General features: G+C 62.5%; 16 protein-coding genes. 11 read left to right on the top strand and 5 right to left on the bottom strand.

The features are described 5' to 3' along the window. The 10 genes from hybA to G5315_RS01510 all read left to right on the top strand — a co-directional run bounded on the left by hybA (position 1) and on the right by G5315_RS01510 (position 9,924). On the top strand, positions 1–1,047 hold the full coding sequence (gene hybA, locus G5315_RS01555; RefSeq protein WP_227340660.1) for a hydrogenase 2 operon protein HybA: 1,047 nt from the start codon (positions 1–3) through the stop codon (positions 1,045–1,047). Then, positions 1,040–2,227 carry a Ni/Fe-hydrogenase cytochrome b subunit gene (gene hybB / locus G5315_RS01550; protein ID WP_108541755.1) on the top strand — a complete coding sequence of 396 codons (1,188 nt, stop codon included), beginning with the start codon at positions 1,040–1,042 and terminating at the stop codon, positions 2,225–2,227. The genes hybA and hybB overlap by 8 nt, the downstream gene beginning before the upstream one ends. Then, positions 2,224–3,927 (top strand): hydrogenase 2 large subunit, encoded by a 1,704-nt coding sequence (gene hybC / locus G5315_RS01545; protein ID WP_421332193.1) that lies wholly within the window; start codon positions 2,224–2,226, stop codon positions 3,925–3,927. The genes hybB and hybC overlap by 4 nt, the downstream gene beginning before the upstream one ends. Beyond that, positions 3,927–4,457, top strand: coding sequence for a HyaD/HybD family hydrogenase maturation endopeptidase (locus tag G5315_RS01540; protein WP_421332192.1), 531 nt, complete (start codon positions 3,927–3,929; stop codon positions 4,455–4,457). The genes hybC and G5315_RS01540 overlap by 1 nt, the downstream gene beginning before the upstream one ends. Continuing rightward, positions 4,439–4,966 (top strand): hydrogenase-2 assembly chaperone, encoded by a 528-nt coding sequence (gene hybE / locus G5315_RS01535; RefSeq protein WP_421332191.1) that lies wholly within the window; start codon positions 4,439–4,441, stop codon positions 4,964–4,966. The genes G5315_RS01540 and hybE overlap by 19 nt, the downstream gene beginning before the upstream one ends. Positions 4,967–5,096: 130 nt before the next feature. Continuing rightward, the gene (locus G5315_RS01530; protein ID WP_421332189.1) at positions 5,097–6,707 is read left to right on the top strand and encodes an ABC transporter substrate-binding protein; all 1,611 of its coding nucleotides are present in this window, start codon (positions 5,097–5,099) and stop codon (positions 6,705–6,707) included. Beyond that, positions 6,692–7,696, top strand: coding sequence for an ABC transporter permease (locus G5315_RS01525; RefSeq protein ID WP_421332188.1), 1,005 nt, complete (start codon positions 6,692–6,694; stop codon positions 7,694–7,696). Before G5315_RS01530 ends, G5315_RS01525 begins: the two co-directional genes overlap by 16 nt. Then, on the top strand, positions 7,686–8,501 hold the full coding sequence (locus G5315_RS01520; RefSeq protein WP_421332187.1) for an ABC transporter permease: 816 nt from the start codon (positions 7,686–7,688) through the stop codon (positions 8,499–8,501). Before G5315_RS01525 ends, G5315_RS01520 begins: the two co-directional genes overlap by 11 nt. Beyond that, positions 8,495–9,283, top strand: a complete 789-nt coding sequence (locus tag G5315_RS01515; protein WP_421230785.1) for an ATP-binding cassette domain-containing protein — start codon at positions 8,495–8,497, stop codon at positions 9,281–9,283. The genes G5315_RS01520 and G5315_RS01515 overlap by 7 nt, the downstream gene beginning before the upstream one ends. Continuing rightward, positions 9,283–9,924, top strand: coding sequence for an ATP-binding cassette domain-containing protein (locus G5315_RS01510; protein WP_421230786.1), 642 nt, complete (start codon positions 9,283–9,285; stop codon positions 9,922–9,924). Before G5315_RS01515 ends, G5315_RS01510 begins: the two co-directional genes overlap by 1 nt. Positions 9,925–10,285: 361 nt before the next feature. On the opposite strand, the gene hypB is transcribed toward G5315_RS01510, so the two are convergent. Beyond that, positions 10,286–11,158 carry a hydrogenase nickel incorporation protein HypB gene (hypB, locus tag G5315_RS01505; RefSeq protein ID WP_421332378.1) on the bottom strand — a complete coding sequence of 291 codons (873 nt, stop codon included), beginning with the start codon at positions 11,156–11,158 and terminating at the stop codon, positions 10,286–10,288. Between hypB and G5315_RS01500 the strand changes: the two genes are divergently transcribed. Continuing rightward, positions 11,045–11,401, top strand: a complete 357-nt coding sequence (locus G5315_RS01500) for a hypothetical protein (RefSeq protein WP_421249252.1) — start codon at positions 11,045–11,047, stop codon at positions 11,399–11,401. The genes hypB and G5315_RS01500 overlap by 114 nt on opposite strands. Here the strand turns inward: G5315_RS01500 and hypA are convergent. From hypA to G5315_RS01480, 4 genes are all read right to left on the bottom strand, one after another. Beyond that, positions 11,379–11,720, bottom strand: coding sequence for a hydrogenase maturation nickel metallochaperone HypA (gene hypA / locus G5315_RS01495; RefSeq protein ID WP_005301911.1), 342 nt, complete (start codon positions 11,718–11,720; stop codon positions 11,379–11,381). The two genes, G5315_RS01500 and hypA, sit on opposite strands and share 23 nt — an antisense overlap. Positions 11,721–11,789: 69 nt before the next feature. Then, on the bottom strand, positions 11,790–12,794 hold the full coding sequence (hypE, locus tag G5315_RS01490; protein ID WP_421249253.1) for a hydrogenase expression/formation protein HypE: 1,005 nt from the start codon (positions 12,792–12,794) through the stop codon (positions 11,790–11,792). Continuing rightward, the gene (hypD, locus tag G5315_RS01485; protein ID WP_421249254.1) at positions 12,791–13,903 is read right to left on the bottom strand and encodes a hydrogenase formation protein HypD; all 1,113 of its coding nucleotides are present in this window, start codon (positions 13,901–13,903) and stop codon (positions 12,791–12,793) included. The genes hypE and hypD overlap by 4 nt, the downstream gene beginning before the upstream one ends. Next, positions 13,897–14,148, bottom strand: a complete 252-nt coding sequence (locus G5315_RS01480; RefSeq protein WP_021230224.1) for a HypC/HybG/HupF family hydrogenase formation chaperone — start codon at positions 14,146–14,148, stop codon at positions 13,897–13,899. Before G5315_RS01480 ends, hypD begins: the two co-directional genes overlap by 7 nt. Between the last annotated feature and the right edge of the window lie 2 nt (positions 14,149–14,150).

The following is a 14,150-nucleotide window of genomic DNA, read 5'->3' as shown; positions in this document are numbered from 1 at the left end:
GTGAACAGACGCAACTTCCTCAAATTTGCCTCCGTCGGCGCGCTGGCGGCGGGCACCACAGTCTCCGGCAGCGCATTGGCGGCGGCCGAGAACAAGCCGCCCATTCCCGGCGCGCTCGGCATGCTCTACGACTCTACCCTCTGCGTCGGCTGTCAGGCCTGTGTGGCGGAGTGTCAGCGCCTCAACGGCAACCCGGCCAATCCAGCCGGGGCGCAAACCTGGTCCAACAACGACAAGCTGACCCCCTACACCAACAACATCATTCAGGTGTGGAAGAGTGGCACTGGCGAGCACAAGGATCAGCTGGTGGATGGCTATGCCTACATCAAGAAGCAGTGCATGCACTGCGTCGATCCCAACTGCGTCTCCGTCTGCCCGGTGCAGGCTCTTAAAAAAGACCCCAAGACCGGCATCGTTCACTACGACCCGAGCGTCTGCACCGGCTGTCGCTACTGCATGGTGGGCTGCCCGTTCGATGTGCCCAAATATGACTACGACAATCCGCTGGGGGCGATCCACAAGTGCGAGCTCTGCAACCAGAAGGGGCTTGAGCGGATCGATCAGGGCAAGTTGCCCGGCTGTGTCGAGGTGTGCCCCACCGGCGCCGTGATCTTCGGCACCCGCGAGGAGCTGATGGCCGAGGCCAAGCGTCGTCTGCTGGCGACTCCGGGCAGCGAATATGCCTATCCGCGCCAGACCCTCTCTGCCAACGACCCCTACCTGCACGAAGTGCCCAACTACCAGCCTTACGTCTATGGCGAGAAGGAGGGGGGCGGCACCCAGGTGTTGGTGCTGGCCGGGGTGCCCTACACCAAGCTCGACATGCCCGACTTGCCGGAGCTCTCCTCCGGTGCCCGCTCCGAGCATATCCAGCACACCCTCTACAAGGGGATGGTGCTGCCCATGGTGGTGCTGACCGGCCTCTCGGTGCTCATTCGCCGCAACACCAAGAATGGTCACGATCACCATCACGATGATGGCCATGATCAGGGGAGTGTGCAGATCAAGGATCAGGGCACCACAAAGGGAGGCAAGGATCATGAGTAATCACAAGGCGTATCCCCTCGGCGGCAAGCTGGTCAGCTGGCCTGTGCTGGTGCTGGCCCCCTTTGCCGTGCTGTGCGGCATGCTGATCTTGAAACGCCTCGTCTTCGGGCTGGGTTCGGTCACCGACCTGAATGGCGGCTACCCCTGGGGGCTCTGGATCTCGTTCGATCTGCTGATTGGCACCGGTTTCGCCTGTGGCGGCTGGGCGCTTGCCTGGGCGGTCTATGTGTTCAACCGGGGCGAGTATCACCCGTTGGTGCGACCGGCCCTGTTGGCGAGCCTGTTTGGCTACTCGCTGGGTGGCCTCTCCATCACTATCGACGTGGGGCGTTACTGGAACCTGCCGTACTTCTACCTGCCCGGTCACTTCAACACCTCCTCGGTGCTGTTCGAGACGGCGGTCTGCATGACCATCTATATCGGGGTGATGGCGCTGGAGTTTGCGCCCGTGCTGCTGGAGAAGTTCGGCTGGAAGGCGTCGCTCATTCGCCTCAACAAGATCATGTTCTTCGTGCTGGCGCTGGGGGCACTGCTGCCCACCATGCACCAATCCTCGATGGGCTCGTTGATGATAGTGGCGGGGGAGAAGATCCATCCGCTCTGGCAAAGCTATGAGCTGCTGCCGGTTTTTTCGCTTCTGACCGCCTTCATCATGGGCTTCTCCATCGTGGTGTTTGAGGGCTCTCTGGTGCAGGCGGGGCTGGCGGGGCGTGGCCCTAACGAGAAGCCGCTCTTCTACAAACTGACCCAGGTGATCGACATCTTCCTGATCCTGTTTGTGGCGCTGCGCTTTGCCGAGATCGTCATCCACGACAAGTCGGAGTACCTCTCCGAGTTCAACCGCTACTCCATTCTGTTCTGGAGCGAGATCGCGCTGATGATCTTCCCGCTGCTGGTGTTCCACTGGGACAAGAGCCGCCGGGACTCGCGCATGCTTTTTCTGGGGGCCCTCAGCATGCTGCTGGGCGCAGCCCTCTGGCGACTGGATTACTCCCTGATCGCCTTCAACCCCGGCAATGGCTACCACTACTTCCCCTCCGCGACGGAGGTGCTGATCTCCCTTGGCTTTGTTGCCATCGAAGTGTGTGCCTATTTGCTGCTGATCCGGCTGTTGCCGGTACTGCCATCACTTGAACGTGTTCACCAAGATTATCAGGCCCGAGGGAAAGCCAACGTATGAGCCAACGTATCACCATAGACCCCATCACCCGTATCGAGGGTCACCTGCGTATCGACTGCGAAATCGAAGGCGGCGTTGTCACCAAGGCCTGGTCGTCCGGCACCATGTGGCGCGGGATGGAGGAGATCGTCAAGGGCAATGACCCGCGCGATGCCTGGATGATAGTGCAGCGTATCTGCGGGGTATGTACCTCCATTCACGCCATCGCCTCGGTGCGGGCGGTGGAGAACGCCATCGGCGCCAAGGTGCCGGTGAACGCCCAGTACATCCGCAACCTCATCATCGCGGCCCACAACATCCACGATCACATCGTCCACTTCTATCAGCTCTCCGCGCTGGACTGGGTGGATATCACCGCGGCCCTTGAGGCCAATCCGCAAAAAGCGGCGGACATGCTCAAGGGGGTATCGACCTGGTCCCTCAACGGTGCCGACGAGCTGACCAAGGTGCAGGATAAAATCCGCGCGTTGGTAGCCAGCGGCCAGCTCGGCATCTTTGCCAACGGCTACTGGGGTCACAAGGCGATGAAGCTGAGCCCGGAGGTGAACCTCATCGCCGTGGCCCACTATCTGCAGGCACTGGAGTGCCAGCGCGATGCCAACCGCATTGTCGCCATTCTCGGCGGCAAGACCCCCCACATCCAGAATCTCGCAGTGGGCGGCGTGGCCAACCCCATCAACTTGGATGCGCCGAGTGTGCTCAACCTGGAGCGGCTGCTCTACGTGAAGAGCTTTATCGACCGGCTCGGCGAGTTTATCGAGCAGGTCTACAAAGTGGATGCCGCCATCATAGCCGCCCACTACCCCGAGTGGCTGAACCTGGGGCAGGGGGCCAAGCACTACCTGAGCGTGCCGGAGCTTCCCACCGACGGTAACGGCGGCAGCTTCCTGATGCCGGGCGGCTATATCGAGAATGGCAATCTGGCGGGTTATCGCCCCATCGAGAGCCATCAGGATGGCTGGCTGATGGACGGCATCGCCGAGAGCAACAAGCACGCCTGGTACAAGGATGACGAGCCCCTCAAACCCTGGGAGGGCAAGACCGAGCCCGATTACACCGGCTGGCAGGATGACGGCAAATACTCCTGGGTCAAATCCCCCACCTTCTACGGCAAGGTGGTGGAGGTGGGGCCGCTCGCAGACCTCTTGGTGAAGCTGGCCGCCAAACACCCGGAGACGGTGGCGCATTTCGATCAGCTGAACGGCATCTACAAGGCGCTGACCGGCTCGGCCATCAAGACCGAACAGCTGCACTCCACCATGGGTCGCATCATCGGTCGCGCGGTGCGCTGCTGCGTGCTCAAAGATACCCTGTCACATCAGTGGAAGGCGCTGGTGGACAACATCGGCAAGGGGGACACCACCGCCTATATCAAGGCCGAGATCCCGGCGGATAAAGAGTTTCGCGGGGTGGGCTTTGAAGAGGCGCCGCGTGGCATGCTCTCCCACTGGATCGTCATCAAGGGTGGCAAGATCGAGAACTATCAGGCGGTGGTGCCATCGACCTGGAACTCGGGCCCGCGCAACTTCAACGATGAACCCGGCCCCTACGAGCAGGCGCTGGTGGGCACCCCGGTGGCGGATCCCGCCAAGCCGCTGGAAGTGGTGCGCACCGTCCACTCGTTCGACCCCTGCATGTCCTGCGCAGTGCATGTGGTGGATACCCAAAACGGCGAAACGACTCAGGTGAAGGTGCTGTGATGAACACCCTGATCCTGGGCGTGGGCAACCTGCTCTTGAGTGACGAGGCCGTCGGTGTGCGCATCGTTGAGGGGCTGGGGCGCGAATACCGTTTCGCCCCCGGCATCGAGCTGCTCGACGGCGGTACCGCCGGCATGGAGTTGCTCGAAGCGATGGCCAGTCGCGATCACATCATTCTGGTGGATGCGGTGCGCAGCGGTAATCCGCCGGGCACAGTGGTAACCCTGAAGGATGAGGAGATCCCGACCCTGTTTGGCCGCAAGATCTCCCCCCATCAGCTGGGGCTGGCGGATGTGCTCTCGGCGCTGCACATGACGGGGGAGTCGCCCAAGCGGCTCACCCTGATCGGGGTCGAGCCCGAATCCCTCGAACCGCGTATCGGCCTCACCCCTGTGGTGGTGGCTGCCATGGGTGAGGCGACGGATCGGATTTTGACCCTGCTGGCTGCCGTTGGTGCGCCCGCCATTGTGCTCTCTGAGCAGGAGAAAGCTGAACAAGCACGGGAGGGCCTATGGCGCAGTCTCATTTAAGCGAGCTTGATGCTGTGAAGGAGCGCGTGCAGGAGTTTTCGGGTTTTGTTAGTAATCCCGCGCCCCTGCTGGTAGCCCAGTACGAGCGGATCGCTCGCGAAGAGATGCAGGCGCTGCCCTTCTATCACGCCACCATGCCCATCGTTGCGGAGTGCGTGCTGTTTGAAGGTCAGTGGCTCGGCTGCGTGCTCACCCCCTGGATGTTGAGCGTGGTGGTGCTGCCGGGGCCAGATCAACTCTGGCCGGTGCGCAGCAACAGCGATCGACTCGCCCTGCAGCTCCCCTGCGGCAACATGACCTTTATGGTGGGTGAACTGCCCGAAAGTGGTCAGCTGCTGGCCTGCTCCCTGATGTCGCCGCTCGATCCCCATCTCGGGGCCGGGGAGGGGCGAGCACTGGTGAGCAGCACCCTCAAGATGCTGCTCTCCTTGCCGGTGCAGCAAGGGGCTGGCGGCGTGGATCTGGGTCGTAGACGACTATTCGGTGCCCGGCGCGGTCAACCGGCATAGTCGCTAGGTTTCACGCGAAATCAAGTTTAGAATAGGGGGCCATTTGGCCCCTCACTCCCATGCTCAGACACGCATTCCACCTCTTTTTTGAGTGATGTTCCGTGAGTGGTACAAAACAAGAAGGATCCCCATGACTGTTCCACGCAATTCCCTTCGCCATTACTGTGGCACCAGTGTTGCCGCCCTGTTGACTCTGCTGCTGGGTACTGCCTCTCACGCGGCGCTGGCCGCTGCCCAACCTGTGCCTGCCGAGCTCAAGCTCGCCATCGGAGCCGAACCCACCGAAGGGTTTGACCCTCTGCTTGGCTGGAGCCACGGCAGCTACCTGCTGCTGCATAGCCCGCTGCTCAAACAAAACGCCGACCTCAGCTGGCAAGACGTGCTCACCCAAGCGGTGACCCCGAGCAAGGATGGCAAGGGGTGGCTCATTACCCTCAAGCCTGACCTGAAATTCTCAAACGGTGCGCCGCTCACCGCCGAAGATGTGGCCTTTACCTACAACAGCGCAGCCAAGGGCGGCGGCAAGATCGACATGGGCAACTTTGTCTCGGCCAAGGTGCTCTCGCCCACTGAGGTGGCCATTACCTTGAGTGCCCCCCAGAGCACCTTCGTCAATGTGCTGGGATCGCTCGGAATCGTGTCGAAGCGGGATTACGATCCCAAGCGCTATGCCCGCCATCCGGTCGGCGCCGGCCCCTACCGGCTGGTGAGCTTCCTGCCCGGCCAGCAGCTGGTGGTAGAGGCCAACCCCCATTACGCCGGCGGCAGCAATGACTTCAAGCGGCTGGTGTTTGTCTTTATCGATGAAGAGAGCGCCTACGCCGCCGCCCAGAGCAGCCAGCTCGACCTAGTGCGCATCGCCCCGTCGCTTGCGCCAACCGTGCCTGCTTCCCTCAAGCTGTGGGTGCGGCCGAGCGTGGAGAACCGCGGCATCGTCTTCCCCATTCCTGCTGCTGGTAAAAAAGATGCCAAGGGTTATCCCATCGGCAACGACGTGACCTCGGACGTGGCGGTGCGCCGTGCCATCAACTACGCCATTGACCGCAAGCTGCTGGCCGACCAGCTGCTGGAGGGGCACGCCATCCCCGCTTACAGCGCGGTGGAAGGGTTGCCATGGCTAAACAAAGCCACCGCCTTCAAGGATGGGGATGCGGCCCACGCCAATGCCCTGCTCGATGAGGCGGGTTGGAAGATGGGCAGTGACGGCATTCGCCACAAGGGCGACCTGAGAGCCGCCTTTACCCTCTGGTACACCAGCGGCGACAGCACCCGCCGAGATCTGGCGGAAGCGGTGCGGGCCATGCTCAAACCCATCGGCCTCGAAGTGAGCCTTAAATCCGGCAGCTGGGAGCAGGTGGAGCGCGAGATGCACGCCAATCCGGTGCTGATGGGGTGGGGGAGTCTGGATCCCATGGAGCTCTATCACCACTACCAGAGCGGCTCCGGCGGCGTGGAGTTCTACAACCCGGGCTACTACAGCAACCCTGTGGTGGATGGCCACCTCAAGCAGGCGCTGGATGCCCCGAACTGGCAGGCGGCCGTGCCGTTCTGGCAGCAGGTGGAGTGGGATGGCAAGACTGGTGCCGGAGTACAGGGAGATGCCACCTGGGCCTGGCTGCTCAATGTGCAGCATACCTATCTAGCCAACTACTGCATCGACCTTGGCAAGGGGGCGCCGGAAATCCACGGTAGCTGGTCACTCCTCAACAACCTGCAGGATTGGCGGTGGACGTGCCGCTAAGTTCGTCCACCATGATGACTGCCACACTCAAAGCCCTGCTGCGTCTGGCAGGGCTGCTCTGTCTGGTCTCTGTCGCCACCTTTGTGCTGCTGAGTTACTCCCCCATCGACCCCATCAAGGCCTATATCGGCAACGACCTGCTCCATGTGCCGCCGGAGCAGTACGCCCGCATCGCCGCTCGCTGGGGGTTGGATCAGCCGCTCTGGCTGCGCTACTGGCACTGGTTTAGCCAGGTGCTGCAGGGGGATCTCGGTTACTCCATGCTCTACAACGCGCCTGTAGGTGAAGTCATAGGCCAGCGCTTTGCTGCCTCTTTCCTGCTGCTGGCGGGCGCCTGGCTGCTCTCCGGCTTTTTCGGGGTTTTGCTGGGCCTCTGCGCCGGTCGCTACCTCAATCGCTGGCCCGATCGCCTGATTTGCCGGTTTGCCTATCTGCTCGCCTCCCTGCCCACCTTCTGGGTCGGCCTGTTGCTGCTCGCCCTGTTTGCGGTGCACTGGCCGCTACTGCCGGTCTGCTGCGCCTGGACGCCGGGGCTCGCTGCCGATGAGGCGGATTGGGCCATGCGGTTGCGTCATCTGCTGCTGCCGGTCACCACGCTCGCCCTGCTCGGGCTGGGCAATATTGCACTGCATACCCGGGCGCGGGTGGCCGAGGTGCTGGAGAGCGACTTTATCCGCTACGCCCGCGCTCAGGGGGATGGCGGCTGGCCTATGCTGCGTTTTCATGTGCTGCGCCACGCCCTGACCCCGGCGCTCTGCCTGCAGTTTGCCTCCCTTGGCGAGCTGATTGGCGGATCGCTGTTGGCCGAGAAGGTCTTCTCCTATCCGGGGCTCGGCCAGGCCACTGTGGATGCGGGGCTGCGGGGGGATATCCCCCTGCTGATGGGAATCGTGCTCTTCTGCACCCTGCTGGTCTTTATTGGCAACACGGTGGCCAGTTTGCTGCTGGTCCGCATCAATCGGGGCTGGGAGGGCGAGCATGCTGTTTAACCCGTTTCCCTCCATATTGCGGCTGGTTTTTGCCCTGCTCGGATTGGCGCTGCTGGCCACTTACGGCTGGAGCCTCTCTCATCAGGATGTGCCGATGGATCTGCTGGCCCGTCAGCAGCCTCCCTCGCTGGTGCACTGGTTCGGTACCGATCAGATGGGGCGGGATCTCTGGTTGCGGGCCTTTCAGGGCACCCTCACCAGTCTGGAGCTGGGGATCAGCACGGCCTTGTGCAGCGGCCTGCTGGCCATGGTGGCGGCCAGCCTCTCGCTGGTTCATCCCAGGTGCGATGCGGCGGTGCGGCTGGTGATCGACGCCATGCTGGCGCTGCCCCATATGCTGCTGCTGATCCTGATCTGCTTTACCGCAGGGGGCGGCATGCGCGGGGTGATCCTGGCGGTGGCGCTCACCCACTGGCCCAAGCTGGCGCTCATTCTCTGCGCCGAGGCGCGGCGCATCGCCAGCAGCGACTACGTGGTGCTGGCGCGCTGTCAGGGGATGGGAACGCTGCGCCGCTGGCGCACCCACCTGCTGCCGGGGCTGCTGCCCCAATGGTTTATCGGCACCCTGCTGATGTTCCCCCACGCGGTGCTGCACAGCGCCGCGCTGAGCTTTCTCGGCTTTGGCCTGGCGGCCCACGAGGCCTCGCTGGGCTTGCTGCTGGCCGATGCCCTGCGTTATCTGGCCGGTGGCGGTTGGTGGCTGGCGCTCTTCCCGGGGCTGATGTTGCTGCTGCTGGTTCTGCTATTTGATCAGGCTACCCGCGCCTTGCAACAGCTGTTGTGGCACAGGAGTGAACCATGCTGAGTTTTGATCAGGTGACCATAGAGGCGGCCCACTACTCCTGGCTGGGGCGGCGCAGCTGGCAGCCTTTGCTGACCGATATCAGCCTGCAACTGGCGCCGGGAGAGATAGTGGCGCTGGTGGGGGGGAGCGGCGAGGGCAAGAGCCTGCTGTTGCAAAGCGCCCTGACATTGCTGCCGGACAACCTGAGGATGCGCGGCAGCATCTCCCTCGATGGCTCGCCTCTGTGCGATGCCAGTAGGGCCCGTCTGCGCGGTCACACCCTCTGCTATGTGCCACAGGGGGTAAGCGCCCTCAATCCATTGCTGACGGTGGAGCGTCAGCTGGGACGGGCGGCACGCCTCTGCGGCCAGAGCGGTTCTCGCGAGCGGCTCGGCGAGCAGCTGCTGCGCTACCAGCTGCCCGCCACCACCCTGGACAGCTATCCGCGCCAGCTCTCCGGCGGCATGGCCAAGCGCATTCTGGCCTGCACAGCGGCCCTTGGCGGCGCCCGCTACATTCTGGCGGACGAGATCACCGCTTGGCTCGACGAGGGGCTGGCCTGCCAACTGCTCACCCAGTTGCGTGAATTGGCCAATCAGGGCAGCGGCATCCTCTGGGTGACCCACGATCTGGCGCTGGCGGCCCGCTTTGCCGATCGCATCGTGGCCCTGCATCAGGGCCAGGTGAGCGATACCTTGAGTTGTCACCATCTGCGCCAGGGGCAGGGGAGCGAGATGCTCCGCGCCCACTGGCAGGCGCTGCCGGAGTTCAATGCACTCTTCTCTGTGCCGGAGGTTTCCTGATGTTTGAAGTACGGGATTTCACCATCGCCCAGGGGGGACGCCCCCTCTGGCAGGGGTTGTCGCTGACGGTGAAAGCGGGCGAGCGGCTAGGGATATCTGCGCCAAGCGGCCATGGCAAGACCACCTTAGGGCGGGTATTGGCCGGTTGGCAACCGGTTCGGGCGGGCGGGCAGATCCTGCTGGATGGGCAGCCTGTGCCTGAACGGGTAAAAGGCTACAACCCCATCCAGCTGGTGCCCCAGCACCCCGAACTCACCTTCAATCCCTATCGCACCACCGGGCAGGCGCTGTGGGATGTATGGCGTCCCGATGACGCCATGCTGGCTCGCTTTATGGTCAAGCCTGCGTGGCTCAGTCGTAAACCCGGCCAGCTCTCCGGTGGCGAGCTGGCCCGCATCGCGCTGCTGCGTGCCCTAGATCCTCGCACTCGTCTGCTGATTGCCGATGAGGTGACTGCCCAGCTGGACCCGCAAGTTCAGCGCCAGCTCTGGCTGGAGTTGATGGTTGAATGCGAGCAGCGCGGGCTTGGTATGCTTGTCTTCAGCCACCAGCAGGCACTGCTGCGCCAGATCTGCCATCGGGTGCTGCGCTTTGGTGAGATGCAGCCCGTGACTGGTGTATTGGCTGAAAATGCGGCTTGAGGGTTAGTTCCCCCTCATCCCCAGCCCTTCTCCCGCAAGGGGAGAAGGGGGCAGACGGTGCCATCTCGCTAGGCTCGGGGTTTAGGGTTTGGAGAACCTTGGGGTTTGAAAATATGGCTGGTTGTTATGCTCGAAGCCGCCCCCTGAGGCGTTTGAGGGCGTCGTATAGTTGCAGCATGCTGTCGGCATTCACAAACCGATTCCCTCTCCCTGGGGAGAGGGTCAGGGTGAGGGGACGCGAGTATGAGGCGCGGGCCATTCGGTATAGAGAGAGAACGCCTGATAAGGTTTGTAGATAAAGAGAGGGAGGTATCAGCCTCCCTCTCTTGTTTTCTACCGTTATCAGCGGCGTTTAACCGGTTCAGGCACTGGCCAGCCAGTTAAGCCAGGCATCCATCCCTTCGCCCGTGGTGGCGCTGACCTGGATCACCTGGATATAGGGGTTGACCCGTTTGGCGTTCTCGATGCAGCGGGCCACGTCAAAGCTGACGTAGGGCAGCAGATCGATCTTGTTGATCACCATCAGCTGGGCGGCGGCGAACATGTCCGGGTACTTGAGGGGCTTCTCTTCCCCCTCGGTGACGGAGAGGATCGCCACCTTGTACTTCTCGCCGAGATCGAAGCTGGCGGGGCAGACCAGATTGCCGACGTTCTCGATAAAGAGGATGCCCCCTTCATTGGCGGGCAGCTGGTGGCAGGCGTCGTGGACCATTTTGGCATCCAGATGGCAGCCCTTGCCGGTGTTGATCTGCACGGCAGGGACGCCGGTGGCGCGGATACGGTCCGCATCGGCGCTGGTTTGCTGATCCCCTTCGATCACCGCGCAGGGGCGCTTGTCTGCCAGCTGGCGCAGGGTTTCGCACAGCAAAGTGGTTTTGCCTGAACCTGGGCTAGAGACCAGGTTGAGCACCAGCTGGGCCGCCTCGTCGAAGTGTTCGCGGTTGTGGGCCGCCAGCGCGTTGTTCTTGGCCAGCACATCCATCTCGATGGCGATCAGCTGGCGCTGCCCCATACCTGGGACCGACAATCCCGCTTCCCCTTTGCCATAGTGCAGATCACCCTGCTGATGGTCATGGTCATGGTCATGGTCATGGTCATGGTCATGGTCATGGCTGTGATCATGGGGATGCGCGCGGGAATGGCCGTGGTCATGAGAGTGGGCATGATCATGATGATGGTCGTGGGGGTGATCATGGTGGTGCTCATGGGGCTGATCATTCCCCTCATGGCTTATGGGTGCCCGCACCCCGTGGTAGTGGTGATGGACATCCCCCTGATGGTGATAGTGGTGGTGAATGATCAGTGTGCGCGGCGCACCCTGCTCTTGGTCATGATGGTGACGGGCATCATGAGCATGATGATGGTCGTGCTTATGATCATGTTCGTGATGATGCTCATGATCGTGCTCATGGCCGGCGATCCGCGCCTGGCCGCATCCGCATACGCTACACATATCAACTTACCTCGATGTCGGTGATGCGCAGGCTATCACCCTGCGCGACTCGTAATTTGTATCCGCCACACTCGGGGCAGGCCTGCCCGCGCTCGGTGAGGGTGACCGTCTGATTGCAGTCGTAACACCAGGCCTCTGCCGCCTGGTGTTGAAAGTGAAGCTGGGCCCCTTCGACGGCGGTGCCCTTGGCGGCAGCCTCGAAACAGAAGGCGATGGTGTCCGGGTCGACGCAGGAGAAGCTGCCGACCTCGAGCCAGAGGGCGGTCACCTTGTTAAAGCCCCGCTGGGTGGCCTGCTCGGCGGCCAGATCGATGGCGGCCATGGCCAGAGACATTTCGTGCATGGTGGCTCCTTAACCGATATGGGGAGGAGCAGTGACTCCTCCCTGTAATTGACGGAACGGCATGGCTGCTCAACAGATCCGCGGCAGCAGCTCCCCCTGCGGCAGCTCCAGATAACGGCGGCTGCCCCAAGGGTTGCTCAGGATCACCTTGTGGCGCTCGCTTGCCTGCACCACACCGATCTGGCTGGCGGCGGGGTTGAACTGCTGCAAGATGCCCAGCGCGTCCTGCGCCTGCTCGGCAGGCAGGGCCAGCACCATGGTCCCCTCGTTGGCGAGATCATGGGGCTCGAAACCGTAGAGCTCGCACAGGCCCCGCACCGGATCGCACACCGGAATGGCAGACTCCTCCAACTCGATGGCAACGCCGGAGGCGCTGCTCCACTCGTTGAGCACGGCGGCAAGGCCACCGCGGGTGGCATCGCGCAGGGCGTGAGGGGTAATGCCTGCCTGCAGCAGCGCTTCTACCTGCGGCCAGAGGGTGGTGCAGTCGCTTTTGAGATCAGATCCCAACTGCAGGGCGTCGCGGGCCATCAGGATGCAGGCGCCGTGGCTGCCGATATCCCGCGACACCAGAATGGCGTCACCGGCCTTGAGGTTGCGTACCGAGATGCTCCGGCTCTGCTCAGGCAGCGGGAAGGTGCCGACCCCGCTGGTGTTGATGAAGAGCTTGTCTGCCGCCCCCTTGGGCACCACCTTGGTGTCGCCGCAGACAATGTGGGCACCGCTGTTGGCAAGCTCCGCGGCCATCGACTCGACGATGCGAGCCAGATCGGCGTAGGGGAAGCCCTCCTCGATGATAAAGCTGCAGCTCAGATACTCTGGCTTGGCCCCCATCATGGCGAGATCATTAACCGTGCCGGCGATGGCCAGCTTGCCGATATCGCCCCCCTCGAAGAAGAGCGGCGAGACGGTAAAGCTGTCGGTGGTGAAGGCGACTGGGCCGTTTACCGGCAGCAGGGCGGCATCTTCACCGCGCAGCAGGATTTCGTTGCCAAAGTGGCGAAAGAAGAGCTGGTTGATCAGCTGGTTCATCTCCACGCCGCCGCCGCCGTGGCTTAACTGAATTTCTCTCATTGGATCCCCATATATCGGTAGTAGGCATTGCAGGCCCCTTCGGAGCTGACCATGCAGCTGCCCATGGGTTGGGTCGGGGTGCAGCCCCGGCCAAAGACTTTGCACTGGTTCGGTTTGGCCAGGCCGCGCAGGATATCGGCGCACTGGCACGCCTTGTGGTCATCGATGGGGGTCTGATTGAGCGCAAAGTGGCGCTCCGCATCGCGCTTGGCAAAGGCATCCCGCAGGCGCAGGGCAGAGGCGTTGATATCCCCCAGACCCCGCCAGCGAAAGTGCTCGCGGGTCTCGAAAAAGCGCTCGACCAGCCGCTGGGCGGCTTTATTGCCACTGGCAGTGACGGCGCGGCTGTACTGCACCTCCAGCGCGTAGCGACCCTCCACCTTCTGGCGCACCATCATCAAGAGTGCCTCCATCACATCCACCGGTTCGAAGCCACTCACCACCACCGGCACCTGATAGCGATCGACGATGGGCAGGTAGATATCGGCGCCTGTGATGACGCTGACGTGGGAGGGGCCGATAAAGGCATTCACCTTGGCCACTCCGTCGGCCATCACCGCATGAATGGCGGGGGGCACCAGCACATGGTTGATATGAAACAGCAGGTTCTCGATCCCTTGATCTTCCGCGGCAGCCAAGAGCGCCGCAGTCATCGGGGTGGATGTCTCGAAACCGATGGCGAAGAAGACCACGGTTTTCTCCGGATTCTCTTTGGCGATACGCAGGGCGTCGAGGGGGTCATAGACCGGACGGATATCGCTCCCCTTGGCGCGCTGCTGGGCCAGCGTGCCTTTGGAGCCCGGCACCCGGATCATGTCCCCCAACGTCACCAGAATGACGTTGGGCTGGCGGGCGAGCTCGATGGCCTGATCGATGCGCTCTTTGGGCATGATGCAGACCGGGCAGCCGGGGCCGTGGACAAACTCGATGCTGGCGGGCAGCAGCTGGTGCAGGCCGTACTTCATGATGGTGTGGGTATGGCCGCCACACACCTCCATCACCCGCAGCGGTTCGGGGAGTAATTTGGCCAGTTCGGTGATCTGGGTTGCGAGGGCGCGGATCACCTCGGGCTGACGAAAGCCCTGAAAGAGATCATTGAGTGTCAGCATGGCAAGATATCCTGCTCTGGCATCAGGGCCACCATCTGGCGGAAGCTCTCGAGGCTGGCCTGCGCCTCCTCTTCATCAATCTTGCTCATCACAAAGCCGATGTGGAGCAGAACATAATCGCCAATGTTGAGAGGCTCTTCGAGCAGCATGCAGCTGACGCGCCGCTGCACCCCCAGGGTGTCGACGGTGACGCAGTTATCTTCGGGGTGCAGCTGCACCACCTGAGAGGGAATGGATAGACACATGG

This window comes from Aeromonas sp. 603607, assembly GCF_049171595.1.
Lineage (GTDB): Bacteria > Pseudomonadota > Gammaproteobacteria > Enterobacterales > Aeromonadaceae > Aeromonas > Aeromonas veronii.
This window is presented reverse-complemented; position numbering and strand designations above follow the sequence as displayed.